A 15,065-nucleotide genomic window follows, 5' to 3' on the forward strand; every position below is an offset into this window, starting at 1 on the left:
CTCCCTAAGTCCTTTCGTTGGCTCCTCCAATCGATACAACGAGCCAATGCCACATCTGTTCATCTTCGGCCTCGGCTATTCTGCGAAACGTATTCGGTTGGCAGTAGAGGCGCGTGGCTGGCGGGTGACTGCGACCGGGCAAGACGCTGAACTGGCGTTTGACGACGGGGCGGGCGTTCGCGCTGCGCTTGGCGTTGCGGACTATGTGCTTTCGTCCGTTCCGCCCGGCGAACAGGGCGACCCAGCCCTGCTTCAATACGGGGACGCCCTCCAGCAAGGCTGGCTGGGCTACCTCTCCTCGACCGGTGTCTACGGCGACACCGGCGGCGCCTGGGTCGACGAGACGGCGCCGACCGGATTGGGCCGCCGCTCAGCGCGGGCCGAAGCCGATTCGGCCTGGCTCGAACGCGGTGCGCGAGTGTTCCGGCTGCCGGGGATCTACGGTCCGGGAAGAAGTGCGTTGGAGCGCGTGTCGGAAGGCCGAGCGCATCGCATCGACTTGTCGAACCAGGTCTTCAGCCGCGTCCACGTGGACGACATCGCGGCGGGAGTCGTCGCGGGCTTCGACGCGCCGGCGGGCGCCTACAATCTCGCCGACGACACGCCCTCTAGCCAGAACGCGGTGATCGAGGAGGCCTGTCGCCTGCTCGGCGTAGCAATGCCGCCGCTCCAGTCACTCGATGAGGCCGGCCTCTCGCCGCAAGCTCGGGCGTTCTATTCAGAGAACCGTCGCGTTGCGAACTGCAAGGCCAAGCGCGTGCTCGACTGGCAGCCGCGCCATGCTGACTTTCGCAGCGGGCTCAGGTCTTGCCTGGCATCGGCGCGCTCCGACCCCTGAGCGCCACGACCATGCCGGCCATGGCCAAGGCACCGCCCGCGAGCGCCAGGGCGGACCAGCTGTAGCCTTCGAATACCGTCGAAATGCCCATGGCCACGACTGGCACCAGCACCCCGTTGTAAGCCGCCCGTCCCGGCCCGAGGTCGCGAATCAGGCGGAAGTAGAGCGGGAACGTCACGACTGAGCCGATGATCGCAAGGTAGGCGACGCCGCCCCAATACCGCGCACTCTGCGGAAAGACCGGCGGGCCATAAACCGTCCAGGCAAACAAGGCATCGAGAACCGCACCCCACAGCATGGCCCAGGCCAGAAGCAGCAGCAGCGGCTGCTTGCGCGCTTTCTCGCTCGCCTGGATGATGTTGGCGCTCGATGCGGAAAGGATCGCGGCGGCGGTCAGCAAGATGCCCAGCCCCACCTGGCCGGTTGGCGGCGCCTGGCGCGCTTCGTGGATCAGCAACAAGGCGATCCCACCCAGGCCAATCAGCGAGCCAGTGAGGAACCGACGCGTAATCTCCTGCCCAAGGAATATCCGGCCGAACAGCGCGTTGGGCAGCATCAACAGCCCGAACAGGACCGCGACTATGCCAGAGGTGAGGTGGATCTCCGCGCGGTAGACGAGGTTGAAGTTAAGGCAGAACTGCGTGAGTCCGATCGCTATCGCCAGCAGGTGTCCCTTCGTGGTCATCCTGAACCGGCTGCCAGTATAAGCCGCGAGCGCGAACATTCCCGCGGCGGCGATGGCGAAGCGGTATGTGACCGACCAACTGGGCGGAGCTGCGGCCAGCTGGTCCTTGATGACGAACCAGGTCGAGCCCCAGATCAGCGCGACGAGCAGGAACGGCAGGGCGATATCCGCCCGCAGCAGGGCATGCTTGCGGCTCGGGGCGGTCACCGCACGCTCACAGCGCAGCTATGGCCCTGGCAAGCGCACGCGCGTCACCTTCCTTGGTATCCCAAGCGGCGACGAAGCGGGCGGCGTCGGGACCCCAGTCGTAGAAGCCGAAGCCCTCGCCCCTAAGCGATACGCGCTCGGCAGCCGTGCAGCGCAGGAAGACTTCGTTCGCCTCGACCGGATGCAACAGGCGCTCACCCGCAGCGTGGGCGATCTCGCCCGCCGCGGCATTGGCGGCGCGCGCGTTGGCAAGCCACAGGTCGCCTTCGAGCAGCGCCAGGACTTGCGCCGCGAGGAAGCGGCCCTTCGACTGCAGGTGCCCCGCGCGCTTGCGCCGATAGCGGGCGACATCGGCCAAGGCCGGGTCGAAGAACACGATGGCCTCGGCGCTCATTCCGCCGTTCTTGACGCACCCGAAGCTGAGCGCGTCGACGTCGCCGCAGGCTTCAGCCGGCGAGCAGTCGAGCCAGGCGACGGCATTGCCGAAGCGCGCGCCGTCCATCTGCACCTTCAGCCCGCGCTCACGGGCGAGCCCTGTCAGCTCGGTCAGCTCGAAAGGTCGATAGCTGCATCCATATTCACTCGCCTGGGTCAACGAGAGGGCGTGAACCTGCACCTGGTGCACGTCATCGCGGATCGGATCGAGCGCGGCACGAAGCGATTCGGGGGTGAGCTTCGCGTGCTCGCCTTCGGCCAGCACCAGCTTTGCGCCGTGGAGGTAGAAGCCGGGCGCGCCGCCTTCGTCCATCTCGATATGGGCTTCGCGATGACACAACACCCCGCCGTGCGGCTGGACCATGGTCGAGAGCGCAAGGCAGTTCGCCGCTGTGCCGGAAGCGACCCACAGTACCGCGACCTCACGCCCAAACAGCGCCCCGAACGCCTCGTCGAGCCGGCGGCTGAGGACGTCAGTGTCATAGGGCGTATCCGGCGAATCGGCCCGCTTCAGTGCATCCCAGACTTGCGGATGGACCGCGGCGGAATTGTCTGAGAGGAATTGCATGGGGAACGCCATGGCTTGGCCGGCGGTTCGAGGCAAGAAGGAGACGCCGGTCCATGACGCAGCCGATCGAAATCGTTCGGACCGACGAGGTCCATCACGGGTCCTATCGGGCCACCCTCCCGGGCATCGATCGCGCCGCGGAGCTGACCTGGATCGCACAGGGCTCGGCCAGGATCGCCAACCACACCTTCGTCCCACCGGAGATGCGCGGCAAAGGTATCGCCCAGCAACTGGTTGAAGCCTTGATCGCCGATGCGCGGGCGCTAGGTTTCACGATCGACCCGCAGTGCAGCTACGTCGAGGCGCAGTTTCGCCGGCATCCGGAATGGGCCGACCTCCTGGCAGAACGGCCGGACTGATCAGCCCGGCAGGCGGGAGAAATCCACTCGGGCAATGGTCTCAAGCACCGCAGCGCGGATTTCGCGCGCCGTTTCGAGCGGAATGCCGTGCATGCCGAGCGCTCCCCCGGCCACACCGAAGTCGAGGTTGGCGTAGCCCCGACGGCGGGCGATCGGACCTTGCCTGATCTCCACCGACTGCAGCTTCAGGCGCGAGGCGATGTCGAGCCTCGGCGCCAGCCAGCCACGGCGGATGAACATATGCCGATGGTCGATCGCATGACGATCATGACGCCAGAGGAAGTACTCCCGAACCGCAGAAAAGCCCGCCAGGACCACGAACACCGCCTCGGTAATTTGCGCAATCGGACTGAGGAACGGCAGGAAAGCCCCGACAAGACCGGCGCCTGCAGCGGCCGCGAGAAGCAGAGTCACGCCCACGATCGCATTGTCGAAATGATACTTCGGGCTCGGGCGGTGCCATGACGTCTCCGGACCCGGCAACGCAAAGTCGGTGACGGTAACGACCGGAGCGATCTCATCCATCGTGGCGAACGGCACGACGATGTGACTGCCCGACTTCGCATCCTGCGACAGGCTGACCACCTCCAGCGCGTGCCAGCCGAAACGGCGGCGGACGATGCCGGTCGTGACCGCCAGGGCCTGGACGCGGTGCACCGGCATCAGCACATCGGTGCGGGTGAGCAGGCCGCGCCGGCGGCGCAGGCCCTTGGGCGTGTCCTCCAGCCGGAACCCATAGTCGCGCAGGACCGTGCGCGAGAGACCGGTCACCAGGCCAAGCACCGCGAAGGCCGCGAGCGCGATCGAGGCGGCAATGGCCTGCGTCGCCAGGCCTAGCCCTCCGAGCCAGTGACCCGGTCCGGCGAGCAGCTCCATCCACTTGCTCGCGTCCCATAAGTTGAACGGCAGGAGGAAGTCGAACTGCTGCGCCGCGCCCGCGACCACCGCGAAGACCACGAGCGAGAATTCGAACAGCCCGAAGGTGACAAGCCGGCGCAAGTCCATCGCGAAGAGCGTTCGCCCTTCCGGCGCTACGACCGCCGTGCCTTCGTGCGGCAACGCTGCCTGCACGCCGTCACGCCGCTCTCGCACCGCCTCGCGCAGGGCGGCGCCCTCGGCCTCGGTGACGAAGGCCAGCTTGAGCTCGTCCTTGCCGCCGGCGCCGGTCTCGAACTTGACCTCGACCAGGCCCAGCAATCGCGGGAGCAGCTTCTGTTCGAGGCTGACGTCCTGAATCCGCTCGTAGGGTACCGAGCGCGCGGTGCGGTTGATGATCCCGCCCTCGACCCTGACGTCGCTCTCTCCCAGGCGATAGCGCGTCTTGCGCCAGACCAGCCAGCCACCCCCGAGACTTAGCACGAGGACCGCAAGCAGGATCGGAAGCACGGCCACGGCGCCTCCGCCCCAGTTGCGCGAGCCGAAGAGAATCGCCGCGACCGGGAGGATGGCATTGCGCAGGCCCATCAGGCCCTGCACGGCAAAGCTCAGCGGGCTCGCGCGCCGCCAGCCGTGCTGTTCGGCTTCGTCTTCCTGGCTCACATCGTCTCGCGCTTGACGTGCGCGCGGATTTCTTCGCGCATCGCCACCGCGTCGTCATGGGCGAGGCCCGGCAGTCGAACCGAGGCGTTGTGGTTGCCCGCGGTGTGCAGCACCAGCGTCGCGAGGCCATAGCCCCGTTCGATCGGACCTTGGTGGACGTCGATATGCTGGACGCGGCCGAACGGCACCACGGTGTCGGAACGGAACAGGAGGCCACGCACCACCCGCAGCCGGTCACCGCCCATCTGGAACCCGCGCGCCTGGTAGCGCCTCAGCGGCACCCGAATGATGGCATAGAGCGCGACCAGCAGTACCGGCGCGATGAAGGAACCGCGCGGCAGGACGCCAGCGACTTCGAGCACCAGCGCGCCGATGACGAACGGCAGGGTACCGATCAGCCAGCTGACGCGCAGCGACTTCACGTAGTTCGGATGAAGCGGGGTCAGCTCGTCCCCGTCGCGGTCGGCCTGTTCCATAGTGCCCTAGATGGACAACACACCTGCCAATGGCAAGAAAATCCGGGAACCAGGGCGAATGGTGCTGCTGGGGAGGATTGAACTCCCGACCTCACCCTTACCAAGGGTGCGCTCTACCACTGAGCTACAGCAGCGCCGCTGAAGAGGCGGGCCCTATTGTCGCGCCGCTTCCCGATGTCAAGCGGTGCTTGAGCGACACCGCGAATAGCGGCTAGGCATTGCCGATGAATGAAGATCGGCAAAGTCTGACGCGGGAGGAGAGACTGGCCGCCAAGCTGCGGGAAAACCTCAAGCGGCGGAAGGTCCAGTCGCGCGAGATCGAGAATCGCACGGAAGGCGAAGGCCTTTCCAAAAAAGACCCACCCCGCTAACGGCTCGCGCTCAATATTGCAGGAGCGTCCGTCCCCGTGCCCAGCCTGATCCTCGTCCGCCACGGCCAGAGCCAGTGGAACCTGGAGAATCGATTCACCGGCTGGTGGGACGTCGACCTGACCGAAAAAGGTGTGGCGGAAGCAACTGCCGCGGGTGAGCTGCTGGCAAAGACCGGCCTGCTGCCGACTTGCGCATTCACCTCGCTGCAGACTCGCGCGATCAAGACGCTGCACCTGGCGCTGGAAGCCTGTGGCCGCCTGTGGATCCCGGAGACCAAGGACTGGCGCCTCAACGAACGGCACTATGGCGGCCTCACCGGGCTCGACAAGGCCGAGACCGCCGCCAAGCATGGCGACGAGCAGGTCAAAGTCTGGCGCCGCAGCTTCGATGTGCCGCCCCCGGTTCTCGAAGCCGGAAGCAAATACGATCTCTCCGCCGACCCGCGTTATGCCGGGCTCGAAGTGCCCGCCACCGAAAGCCTCAAGCTGACGATCGAACGCGTGCTCCCTTATTGGGAAGCCGCGATCCTGCCCGAGCTGGCCAAGGGTGAGACGGTCATCGTCTCGGCCCACGGCAATTCGTTGCGGGCATTGGTGAAACACCTCTCGGACATTTCGGATGAGGACATCACCGGACTGGAGATTCCCACCGGGGAACCGATCGTCTACGAGTTCGACGACAAGCTGCTCGCCGGCGAGCGCCACTACCTGAAGGATCGCTAAAATGGGGGGAGCCCCAGCTCCGAAAGTTGCCATCGTCATGGGTAGCCAGTCCGACTGGCCGACCATGGGCAATGCCGCGAAAGTGCTCGACCAGCTCGGGGTCGCCTACGAGGCGCGGATCGTCTCCGCGCACCGCACGCCTGAGCGGCTGGTGGAGTTCGCCAAGGGCGCAGCGGCCGAAGGCTTCCAGGTCATCATCGCCGGCGCTGGCGGCGCAGCGCACCTGCCGGGCATGGTCGCCAGCATGACGCACCTGCCGGTGCTCGGCGTGCCGGTCATGTCCAAGGCGCTTTCGGGCAAGGACAGCCTGCTCTCGATCGTGCAGATGCCCGCCGGAATCCCGGTCGGTACCCTCGCGATCGGCGATGCGGGGGCGACCAACGCCGGCTTGCTGGCCGCGGCGGTACTCGCGCTGTCGGATCCCGCCCTGTCCGAAAAGCTCCAGGCCTGGCGCGCGGCGCAGACCGAAGCGGTGGCCGAAAAGCCGGCCGACTCCTGACACAAGTGACTCGCGCATGATCCAGCCTGGCGGCACCATTGGTATTCTCGGCGGCGGCCAGCTTGGCCGGATGATCGCCATGGCTGCGGCCCAGCTCGGCTATTCGTGTCATATCTACGCTCCCGAAGAGGAGAGCGTCGCCGCCGAAGTCAGCGCGCGCTTCACTTGCGCCGAGTGGGACGACCACGCGGCGCTAAGCGCCTTCGCGCGGGATTGCGCCGTGGTGACCTACGAGTTCGAGAACGTGCCGGTGGAGGCCGTCAACGCCATTCCCGCCCCGCTCCGCGCTCCCGGCACTCGCGCGCTGGAGATCGCTCAGGACCGCCTGACCGAGAAGCGCTTCGTCGAAGGTCTCGGTGGCCGGCCCGCGCCTTACGCCGCGGTCGACAACGAAACCGACCTTGCTGACGCCATCGCCCGGATCGGCGCGCCCGGCATCCTCAAGACCCGGCGCGACGGCTATGACGGCAAGGGCCAGTGGCGCATCGCCTCGGCCCACGACGCCACCGGACTGCGCCTGCCCGGCCCGGGATTGATCTACGAAGGGTTCGTGAAGTTCGAAGCCGAGTTCTCGGTCATCCTCGTGCGCGGGCTCGATGGCGAAGTACGCTTCTGGGATTCGGCGCAGAACGTGCACGAGAACGGCATCCTCGCCACCTCGTCGCTGCCCGCCGCGCCGGTCGTCAGCGAGCAAATGGCCGAAGCTCGCAAGCTCGCTTACGCCGTGGCCGAGGCGCTCGGCTATATCGGCGTGCTGACGCTCGAATTCTTCGCCACGCCCGACGGGCCGGTGTTCAACGAGATGGCCCCGCGGGTCCATAACTCGGGCCACTGGACTATCGAGGGCGCCGTCACGAGCCAGTTCGAGAACCACGCCCGCGCGGTCCTCGGCCTGCCGCTGGGCGACACATCGACAATGTGGCCGAAGATCCAGATGACCAACCTGATCGGCGAGATTGAAGGCGGGATCACCAAGCTGCTGTCCGACACCCGCAACCACGTCCACCTCTACGGCAAGAGCGAAGCCCGCCCTGGCCGCAAGATGGGCCACGTAACGAAGTTAGGCTGATGGCCAATCGCGAAGTCCTGTTCATCGTCGCCCGTGCCCTCGACGGCACCATCGGGCGCGACAATGACGTACCGTGGAAGATCAGCGCCGATCTCAAGCGCTTCAAGCGGCTGACCATGGGCAAGCCGATGATCATGGGCCGCAAGACCTTCGACAGCCTGCCCGGCCTGCTGCCCGGCCGCCGCCACATCGTGCTGACGCGGCAGAAGGGCTGGAGCGCCAAGGGTGCCGAAGTCGTGCACTCGGTGGATGAGGCGCTGGCGCTCGCCGGCTCGGGCGACGTCGCAGTGATCGGCGGGGCGGACATCTTCGACTTGTTCATGCCGCTCGCGACCAAGCTAGAGATCACCGAGATTTTCGAGAACACCCAGGGCGACGTCTACATGGCCACCCCGGACACGCGCACCTGGCGCGAAACCGCACGGGTGAAGCACGCGGCCGAGGGCAACGACCCGGCTTACGCCTTCGTCACGCTGGAGCGCGCCCACTGATGCGCTTCGGCCATCGCGACCCGGTGCCCGACGCCCTGCGCGGCGCCATCATCGCGCTGGGCAATTTCGATGGCTTCCATCTCGGCCACCAGCGAGTGGTCGCGGAAACGGTCGAGTGGGCTCGCTCCGAGGGCCGCCCCGCCATCGTCGCCACCTTCGATCCGCACCCGGTGCGCCACTTCGCGCCGCACGTCCCGCCGTTCCGCCTGACCACGCTCGACCAGCGCGAAGAGCTGTTCGCCGGCGCTGGGGCGGACGCCATGATGGTGTTCGATTTCGATGACGATCTTGCGGCCATGCCGGCCGAATCGTTCATCGGCGAGTTGCTCGGCGGGCATCTCGGCGCGGCTGGCGTGGTGACGGGCGAGGACTTTACCTTCGGCAAGGGACGCGGCGGGAACCTGGCGCTGCTCGAGAGTGAGGGCGCCCGGCACGGCATCGCCGCACGCGCGATCGGCCCGGTGATGGAGGGCAAGATCGCGGTGTCCTCCAGCCGCATTCGCGATGCGCTCAAGGCCGGTGATTGCGAGACGGCGACGCAACTTATGACCCGCGAGTTCGCGGTGCGCGGGATCGTCCAGCATGGCGACAAACGCGGGCGCGAGATCGGTTATCCGACGGCCAATATCGACCTCGGGCCCTACCTGCGGCCACGATATGGAATCTACGCCGTGACCGGGCGAATTCTCGACACCGGCGAGACCTTGAGGGGTGCGGCCAATCTCGGCATTCGGCCGACCTTCGATCCGCCGAAGGAATTGCTCGAACCCTATTTCTTCGACTTCGACGGCGATCTCTACGGGCGTGAGATCGAGGTTTCGCTGCACCACTTCCTGCGGCCGGAGGCGAAGTTCGCCAGCCTGGCAGAGCTCATCAACCAGATGGGCGAGGATTGCGCTCGGGCGGGCGAGTTGCTGGGTTAGGTTCGCGCTGCGACCGCCTAAATATCTCACGCAAAGGCGCAAAGGTGCCGCGCTCGATCCGGAACCGAGAACCCCACCCAACCCGTTCGTGGTGAGCTTGTCGAACCACCCCAGCGCTGCGCTGATGTCCTTCGACAGGCTCAGGACGAACGGACGGGGTGAAGCATGACCTCTTCGCGCCTTTGCGCCTTTGCGTGAGGCAATCTCATCTCCATCTCCCCACGCGAACAAAAATTGCAGTCCCCCTTCGCCCCCGCTAAGGCCCGCCCTCAATGTCCGAACAACGCGATTACAGAGACACCGTCTTCCTGCCGAAGACCGATTTCCCCATGAAGGCCGGCCTTCCGCAGAAGGAGCCGGGCCTCCTCGCGCGTTGGCAGTCCGAAGGGCTCTACCAGCAGGTGCGCGAGAACCGCGCCGGGCAGACCAAGTTCATCCTCCACGACGGCCCGCCTTACGCCAACGGCGACATGCACATCGGCCACGCGCTGAACCACGTGCTCAAGGACATGGTCGTGCGCACGCAGACCCTGCTCGGCAAGGACGCGCCCTATGTGCCCGGCTGGGATTGCCACGGCCTCCCGATCGAGTGGAAGGTCGAGGAACAGTACCGCAAGAAGAAGCTCGACAAGGACCAGGTCCCGGTCGAGGAATTCCGCGCCGAATGCCGCGCCTATGCCCAGCATTGGGTCGACACCCAGCGCGAACAGCTCAAGCGTCTCGGCATCAACGGCGATTGGGACAACCCCTACCTGACGATGCACTTCGAGGCCGAGGCCACGATCGTGCGCGAACTGCTCAAGTTCGCCGAAAGCGGCCAGCTCTACCGCGGGGCCAAGCCGGTGATGTGGTCGCCAGTCGAAAAGACCGCGCTGGCCGAGGCCGAGGTCGAGTACGAGGACATCACCTCGACCCAGATCGACGTGGCGTTCGAGATCGTCGAGAGCCCGATCCCCGAACTGGTCGGCGCGCATGCGGTGATCTGGACGACCACGCCGTGGACGATCCCGGCGAACCAGGCTTTGGCTTATGGGCCTGAGGTTGAGTACACGCTTGTTGATTGCTGGTTCGCCACCGAGGAAGACGGCCGAGATTTAGACGGACCGGCCGGCGCCGCTTTGGCGATGGCCGCCCGAGCGCTCCCGTGGCTCGCTGAAGGTCCTCGCTTCATTGTCGCCTCAACGTTGCTTGAGTCATTCGAGAGGCGCTTGAATGCTGCCCTCTCGCATTTGGACTTCGCCGAATTCAGCATCGGTACGCCCCGGTTCGTGATCGAGCGTGTCCAAGGCTTCAAAGGCTCCGACCTCGCCGGCACAATCGCCCGTCACCCGATGCACCACCTCGGCGGGTTCTACGCCGAGCCGCGTCCGTTCCTGCCCGGCGACTTTGTCACTACCGACAGCGGCACGGGCCTGGTCCACATGGCGCCCGACCATGGCGAGGACGACTTCGAACTGTGCAAGGCGCACGGCATCTCGCCCAAGTTCATCGTCGAGGCCGATGGCCGCTATCGCGAGGACTGGCTGTGGCTGCCGCGCACCGACGAACGGTCGATGTCGGTCATCAACCCCAAGTTCAACGCGCCCGAGGGGCCGGTCTGCACCGATCTGCGCGAGACGGGCGCTCTCCTCAGCGCGTCCACCGACTATCAACACTCTTATCCCCATAGCTGGCGCTCCAAGGCCAAGGTGATCTTCCGCTGCACGCCGCAGTGGTTCGTGCCGATGGACAAGCCCGGCATCGAGCACATCGACAACCGCCCGGAACAGCGCTGGGAGAACGAGGGCGGCGCTCAGGAGCCGACCAAGACCCTGCGCCAGGTCGCGATGAACGCGCTGGAGCAGACCCGCTTCGTCCCCGAAAAGGGCCGCAACCGCATCGGCACCATGGTCGAGAGCCGCCCCGACTGGGTGCTCAGCCGCCAGCGCGCCTGGGGCGTACCGATCACGCTGTTCGTCGACCGCAAGACCGGCGAATACCTGGTCGATCCCGAGGTCAACCAGCGCATCGTCAGCGCAGTGAACGAGAAGGGCGTCGACGCCTGGTCGGACGCCAACGCACAGACGCTGCTCGGCAACCAGTACGACGCCGCCGACTACGAGCGGATCGTCGACATTCTCGACGTATGGTTCGATTCCGGTTCGACCCATGCCTTCGTGCTGGAATCGGGCCGCTGGCCGGACCTGCAATGGCCGGCCGATCTCTATCTCGAAGGCTCCGACCAGCATCGCGGCTGGTTCCAGTCCTCGCTGCTAGAGAGTTGCGGCACCCGTGGCCGCGCGCCGTACAACGCGGTGCTCACCCATGGCTTCACGATGGATGCCAAGGGCGAGAAGATGTCCAAGTCGAAGGGCAACACCGTCAGCCCACTCGACGTGATGAAGGAATACGGCGCCGACATCATCCGCCTGTGGGCGCTATCGGTCGACTACACCGAAGACCACCGCATCGGCCCCGAGATCCTCAAGGGCGTGGCCGACCAGTACCGCAAGCTGCGCAACACCTTCCGCTACCTGCTCGGCGCGCTCGACGGGTTCGAGGAGAGCGAGCGGGTCGGTCCGGACGCGATGCCGGAGCTGGAGCGCTACGTGCTCTCGCTGCTGGGTGAGCTCGATGCCAAGCTCAAGCAGGCGGTCGATGACTTCGACTTCAACACCTACACCCGCGCCCTGATCGACTTCTGCAACGAAGACCTTTCGGCGTTCTACTTCGATATCCGCAAGGACCGGCTCTACTGCGACGCGCCGTCGGACCTGAACCGGCGCGCGTACCGCACAGTGCTCGACACACTGTTCCAAGCGCTGATCCGCTACGCCGCGCCGGTCATGGTCTTCACCGCCGAGGAAATTTGGCAGAGCCGCTATCCCGACAGCGCCAGCGTGCACTTGCTGGTGTGGCCGGAAGTGCCCGCCGTGAACGCGGACGCCGCCCGCTGGGCCAAACTGCGCGCCCTGCGCGTGCAGGTGACCGAGGCAATCGAGCCGCTGCGGCGCGAGAAGATCGTCCGTTCGAGCCTTGAGGCCGAAGTCACCGTTCCCTCCGAGATCGTGCCCGAGGGCTTCTCAGACGCCGACCTCGCCGAACTGTTCATCAGCGCGGCAGTCGATCGGACCGATGGCGACACCGTAACCGTGCGTAAGAGCGGACACGCCAAGTGCGGCCGTTGCTGGCGCTTGCTGCCCGAAGTAACTGAGGACGGCGGCCTGTGCGATCGTTGCGAGGATGCCGTGGCCCAACTGGATGCAGTCGCATGACCCGAGAATGGCGTAACAGAACGATCGGCCTGGTCCTCGCGGCGACGATCTACGTCCTCGACCAGTGGGTCAAAGGGCGGGTCGTCGGCCCATGGAACCTGCGCGAGGTCGGCGTGATCGACTTGCTGCCGTTCTTCGACCTTCGCTGGACGCAGAACTTCGGCGTCTCGCTTGGCATGTTCGAGGCCACCTCGCCCGAAATGCGCTGGGGCCTGGTCGGGGTGACCGGGCTCATCGCCATCGTCGTGCTGGTGTGGATGCTGCGCGAACGCAAGCTCTGGGACATCGCCGGCTTGGCGCTGATCCTGGGCGGCGCGATGGGCAATATCCGCGACCGGATCGAACTCGGCTACGTGATCGATTATGCCGACTTCCACATCGGCGAATTTCGCCCGTTCCTGATCTTCAATATCGCCGATGCCGCTATCACCATCGGCGTGCTGATAATCCTTGCTCGCGCGCTGTTCATGCGCGAGAAACCGGCCGCCCCTCAGGGGAGCCAAGAGGCGGACAAACCCGCGGAGATTTCTTGATGCACATGACCACCCGGATCGTTCTCGTCGCCAGCAGCGCGGCCCTGCTGGCAGGATGCACCAGCGGCGACCTGCTCGGCAGCCGTGACCGGCCCGACGAATTTGCCGTGCAACGCCAGGCCCCGCTGGTGGTCCCGCCCGATTTCTCGCTTGTCCCGCCGGCTCCGGGCGCTCCGCGTCCAGCCGAAGGCGCCGCTTCGCAACAGGCTCTTGAGGCGCTGTTCGGCGGCCCGGCGCAACGCAGCGCGGTGGAATCGAACGCCATCAGCCGTGCCGGTACTGCCGATCCGGGCATCCGCAGCTCGGTAGGCGATCCCAACACCTATACGGTGGACAAGGGCGGCACGACGCGCACGATCCTCGCCGCGCCCGAAGGCGATGGCCAGGCCGCACGGGCCGTCATTCCTTCCTAGGAACCTTGCCCGGGCCTGCTGGGCGGGCCTCACCGGTGGCACGCGGATTCTCTCGCGCGAGAGGGTGTGGAACCCTGACTAGGTATATTCCCGAACTGCCCCTCCCTGCCGCAAGCGGGCTAGGGATGGCCCCAAAGCCATGCCCAATGCCCCCCAAATTCACCATCCGCGTCGCGAGCATTCGCGCCTGCGGCTGAGCCTTCCCGCCATGCTGGTCACCCCGGAGGGCGAGCAGCGGATTACCTTGCTCAACCTGTCACAAGGTGGTGCCCGTGTCCGGCTTCCCGGCAACGGGCGGATCACCGGCGGCATTCTCAAGTGGATGGACAACGAAGCCCTCGGCATCGGGGTCTGGCAGGCCGGGTCGGAGATGGGCCTGCGGTTCGAAGATCCGATCGATTGGGACTGGGTCGTGGCCACGCGGCACTGGCAACCGCCGCGCCGCGCGAAGGGCGATGACTCGCGAGCCTTCGCGGAAGACTGGGCGAGAGGGTACGACCACGCCAAGTTCGACGCAGGCGCGCAGCTGGATGAACAGGCGCGAAGGAACAAGGCGGCGCTCGACATTCACAAGCTGCGCAATTCCGGCGCCAGGATCCGCTCGGCCCGGTTGACCCTTGGGGTCTTGCTCCTCAGCGTCGTGATTGGACTGGGCGTGGGTTTGTGGGGCGTCGTTTCCTAGGCGAGGGTAGTAGGTCCGCTAAGGGCCCATGGCGGTCCTTAGACCAGGCATCGATGCTGAACGAAGGCGCAGCATCAGGGCCGAAAGTGCGACGCGCACCTCGTCTCTACGAGAACGCAGAGAGATTTACGCGTCGCATGGATTCAGCGTCTCATTGCCTCTCGGGCCTCGGCCGCGCGCTGGTGAAAACGATAGGCCTCCGCGTCGAACGGTGAGGCCACGTCACCTTCCCAACTTTCGATATTCTCATGCAGGCCCTTTACGCCTTCGAGCATCTCGGGCGAAGCGACTGCCAGGAAGGGCCGGATCATCTCGTCCCATTCATCGAGGAAAGCTTGCGCCTGCGGACTGGCCGGATCCATCGGCAACGCCGCGTTGATGCGGTCGCTTAGGTCCTTCCATTTCGCGTTGTGGGCCTCGTTGTCAAAGTCGGCGGGCAACGCCGCTACCGACTGCTGAAACGCTTCTTTTTGATCTGTCGCCATGTAGCGAGACGTAAGCTCGTCCCATTTGTCCTTCGTCACGATTGTTTCTCCTTGCCGGATCAGCGAGCAGAAGGTCGCTACATCGATGGGCTCGCTGCGATCGATGCGGGACAGGATGGATTCCAAGACAGTTCGAGTGTTCGCAACCTCGCGCTCACGGTCCGCCAGCGTTTCGATCTGGGCGACGACGATATGGCGCAAGTCGATATGGCGCCCGGCAGTCATCGAATGGATCTGCGCCAAGGTCAGTCCGGCGCGTTTCATCGCTACGATTTGGTGCAGCCGCTCAAGCTGGGCGGGCCCGTAATGACGCCGCCCTGATGCGGTTCGTAGCGGCGTCACGAGACCGCGCCCCTCGTAAAACCGAAGCGCGCGCAACGTTAGGCCCGTCAGACGGGCAACTTCGGCAATGTCGAGCGAATCATGCATGACGCTCTTATGCCAGCTGACGTAACGTCAGGTTCAAGCGGGAATTGAAGCGAGCCCACTCTTTGTTAGAGCCGCGACGCGTCGCC

Annotated in this window: 17 protein-coding genes and 1 tRNA gene; 12 read left to right on the forward strand and 6 right to left on the reverse strand. The window is 65.7% G+C overall.

Annotation, left to right across the window (positions count from 1 at the left end):
- Nucleotides 1-46: 46 nt before the first annotated feature.
- Complete coding sequence (locus ASD76_RS13085; protein ID WP_055923662.1) at nucleotides 47-838, forward strand: hypothetical protein; 792 nt, start codon at nucleotides 47-49, stop codon at nucleotides 836-838.
- Here the strand turns inward: ASD76_RS13085 and ASD76_RS13090 are convergent.
- Entirely contained in the window at nucleotides 801-1,730 is a 930-nt protein-coding gene (locus ASD76_RS13090; RefSeq protein ID WP_055923665.1) for a DMT family transporter, read from the reverse strand. The two genes, ASD76_RS13085 and ASD76_RS13090, sit on opposite strands and share 38 nt — an antisense overlap.
- 7 nt (nucleotides 1,731-1,737) lie before the next feature.
- Nucleotides 1,738-2,733: a threonine aldolase family protein gene (locus tag ASD76_RS13095; RefSeq protein ID WP_055923668.1), complete on the reverse strand. Its 996-nt coding sequence runs from the start codon at nucleotides 2,731-2,733 to the stop codon at nucleotides 1,738-1,740.
- A 53-nt stretch (nucleotides 2,734-2,786) separates the two neighbouring features.
- Between ASD76_RS13095 and ASD76_RS13100 the strand changes: the two genes are divergently transcribed.
- On the forward strand, nucleotides 2,787-3,092 hold the full coding sequence (locus ASD76_RS13100; protein WP_055923670.1) for a GNAT family N-acetyltransferase: 306 nt from the start codon (nucleotides 2,787-2,789) through the stop codon (nucleotides 3,090-3,092).
- Here the strand turns inward: ASD76_RS13100 and ASD76_RS13105 are convergent, their stop codons facing one another.
- The 3 genes from ASD76_RS13105 to ASD76_RS13115 form a co-directional block, all read right to left on the reverse strand.
- Nucleotides 3,093-4,631 (reverse strand): PH domain-containing protein, encoded by a 1,539-nt coding sequence (locus ASD76_RS13105; protein WP_055923674.1) that lies wholly within the window; start codon nucleotides 4,629-4,631, stop codon nucleotides 3,093-3,095. It lies immediately after the preceding gene.
- The gene (locus tag ASD76_RS13110; protein ID WP_055923676.1) at nucleotides 4,628-5,107 is read right to left on the reverse strand and encodes a PH domain-containing protein; all 480 of its coding nucleotides are present in this window, start codon (nucleotides 5,105-5,107) and stop codon (nucleotides 4,628-4,630) included. Before ASD76_RS13110 ends, ASD76_RS13105 begins: the two co-directional genes overlap by 4 nt.
- Nucleotides 5,108-5,166: 59 nt before the next feature.
- Nucleotides 5,167-5,241: transfer RNA gene (locus ASD76_RS13115), tRNA-Thr, on the reverse strand.
- A 90-nt stretch (nucleotides 5,242-5,331) separates the two neighbouring features.
- Between ASD76_RS13115 and ASD76_RS18540 the strand changes: the two genes are divergently transcribed.
- The 10 genes from ASD76_RS18540 to ASD76_RS13160 all read left to right on the forward strand — a co-directional run bounded on the left by ASD76_RS18540 (nucleotide 5,332) and on the right by ASD76_RS13160 (nucleotide 14,065).
- Entirely contained in the window at nucleotides 5,332-5,478 is a 147-nt protein-coding gene (locus ASD76_RS18540) for a hypothetical protein (protein WP_200943104.1), read from the forward strand.
- Between the two features lie 36 nt (nucleotides 5,479-5,514).
- On the forward strand, nucleotides 5,515-6,201 hold the full coding sequence (gpmA, locus tag ASD76_RS13120) for a 2,3-diphosphoglycerate-dependent phosphoglycerate mutase (RefSeq protein ID WP_055923679.1): 687 nt from the start codon (nucleotides 5,515-5,517) through the stop codon (nucleotides 6,199-6,201).
- A 1-nt stretch (nucleotide 6,202) separates the two neighbouring features.
- Nucleotides 6,203-6,700, forward strand: coding sequence for a 5-(carboxyamino)imidazole ribonucleotide mutase (gene purE, locus ASD76_RS13125; protein WP_055923682.1), 498 nt, complete (start codon nucleotides 6,203-6,205; stop codon nucleotides 6,698-6,700).
- A gap of 16 nt (nucleotides 6,701-6,716) precedes the next feature.
- Nucleotides 6,717-7,769, forward strand: a complete 1,053-nt coding sequence (locus ASD76_RS13130; RefSeq protein WP_055923685.1) for a 5-(carboxyamino)imidazole ribonucleotide synthase — start codon at nucleotides 6,717-6,719, stop codon at nucleotides 7,767-7,769.
- Nucleotides 7,769-8,260 (forward strand): dihydrofolate reductase, encoded by a 492-nt coding sequence (locus tag ASD76_RS13135; protein WP_055923687.1) that lies wholly within the window; start codon nucleotides 7,769-7,771, stop codon nucleotides 8,258-8,260. The genes ASD76_RS13130 and ASD76_RS13135 overlap by 1 nt, the downstream gene beginning before the upstream one ends.
- Nucleotides 8,260-9,183 (forward strand): bifunctional riboflavin kinase/FAD synthetase, encoded by a 924-nt coding sequence (locus ASD76_RS13140; protein WP_055923690.1) that lies wholly within the window; start codon nucleotides 8,260-8,262, stop codon nucleotides 9,181-9,183. Before ASD76_RS13135 ends, ASD76_RS13140 begins: the two co-directional genes overlap by 1 nt.
- 272 nt (nucleotides 9,184-9,455) lie before the next feature.
- On the forward strand, nucleotides 9,456-12,437 hold the full coding sequence (locus ASD76_RS13145) for an isoleucine--tRNA ligase (protein ID WP_055923693.1): 2,982 nt from the start codon (nucleotides 9,456-9,458) through the stop codon (nucleotides 12,435-12,437).
- Nucleotides 12,434-12,970, forward strand: a complete 537-nt coding sequence (gene lspA / locus ASD76_RS13150; protein ID WP_055923696.1) for a signal peptidase II — start codon at nucleotides 12,434-12,436, stop codon at nucleotides 12,968-12,970. Before ASD76_RS13145 ends, lspA begins: the two co-directional genes overlap by 4 nt.
- Entirely contained in the window at nucleotides 12,970-13,383 is a 414-nt protein-coding gene (locus ASD76_RS13155; protein ID WP_055923699.1) for a DUF3035 domain-containing protein, read from the forward strand. Before lspA ends, ASD76_RS13155 begins: the two co-directional genes overlap by 1 nt.
- Before the next feature lie 139 nt (nucleotides 13,384-13,522).
- On the forward strand, nucleotides 13,523-14,065 hold the full coding sequence (locus tag ASD76_RS13160) for a PilZ domain-containing protein (protein WP_156457719.1): 543 nt from the start codon (nucleotides 13,523-13,525) through the stop codon (nucleotides 14,063-14,065).
- 143 nt (nucleotides 14,066-14,208) lie between these two features.
- Here ASD76_RS13160 and ASD76_RS13165 read toward each other — a convergent pair whose 3' ends face one another.
- Nucleotides 14,209-14,979, reverse strand: a complete 771-nt coding sequence (locus tag ASD76_RS13165) for a MerR family transcriptional regulator (protein WP_055923704.1) — start codon at nucleotides 14,977-14,979, stop codon at nucleotides 14,209-14,211.
- Nucleotides 14,980-15,065 lie beyond the last annotated feature (86 nt).

This window comes from Altererythrobacter sp. Root672 (assembly GCF_001427865.1).
Taxonomy (GTDB): Bacteria; Pseudomonadota; Alphaproteobacteria; order Sphingomonadales; family Sphingomonadaceae; genus Croceibacterium_A.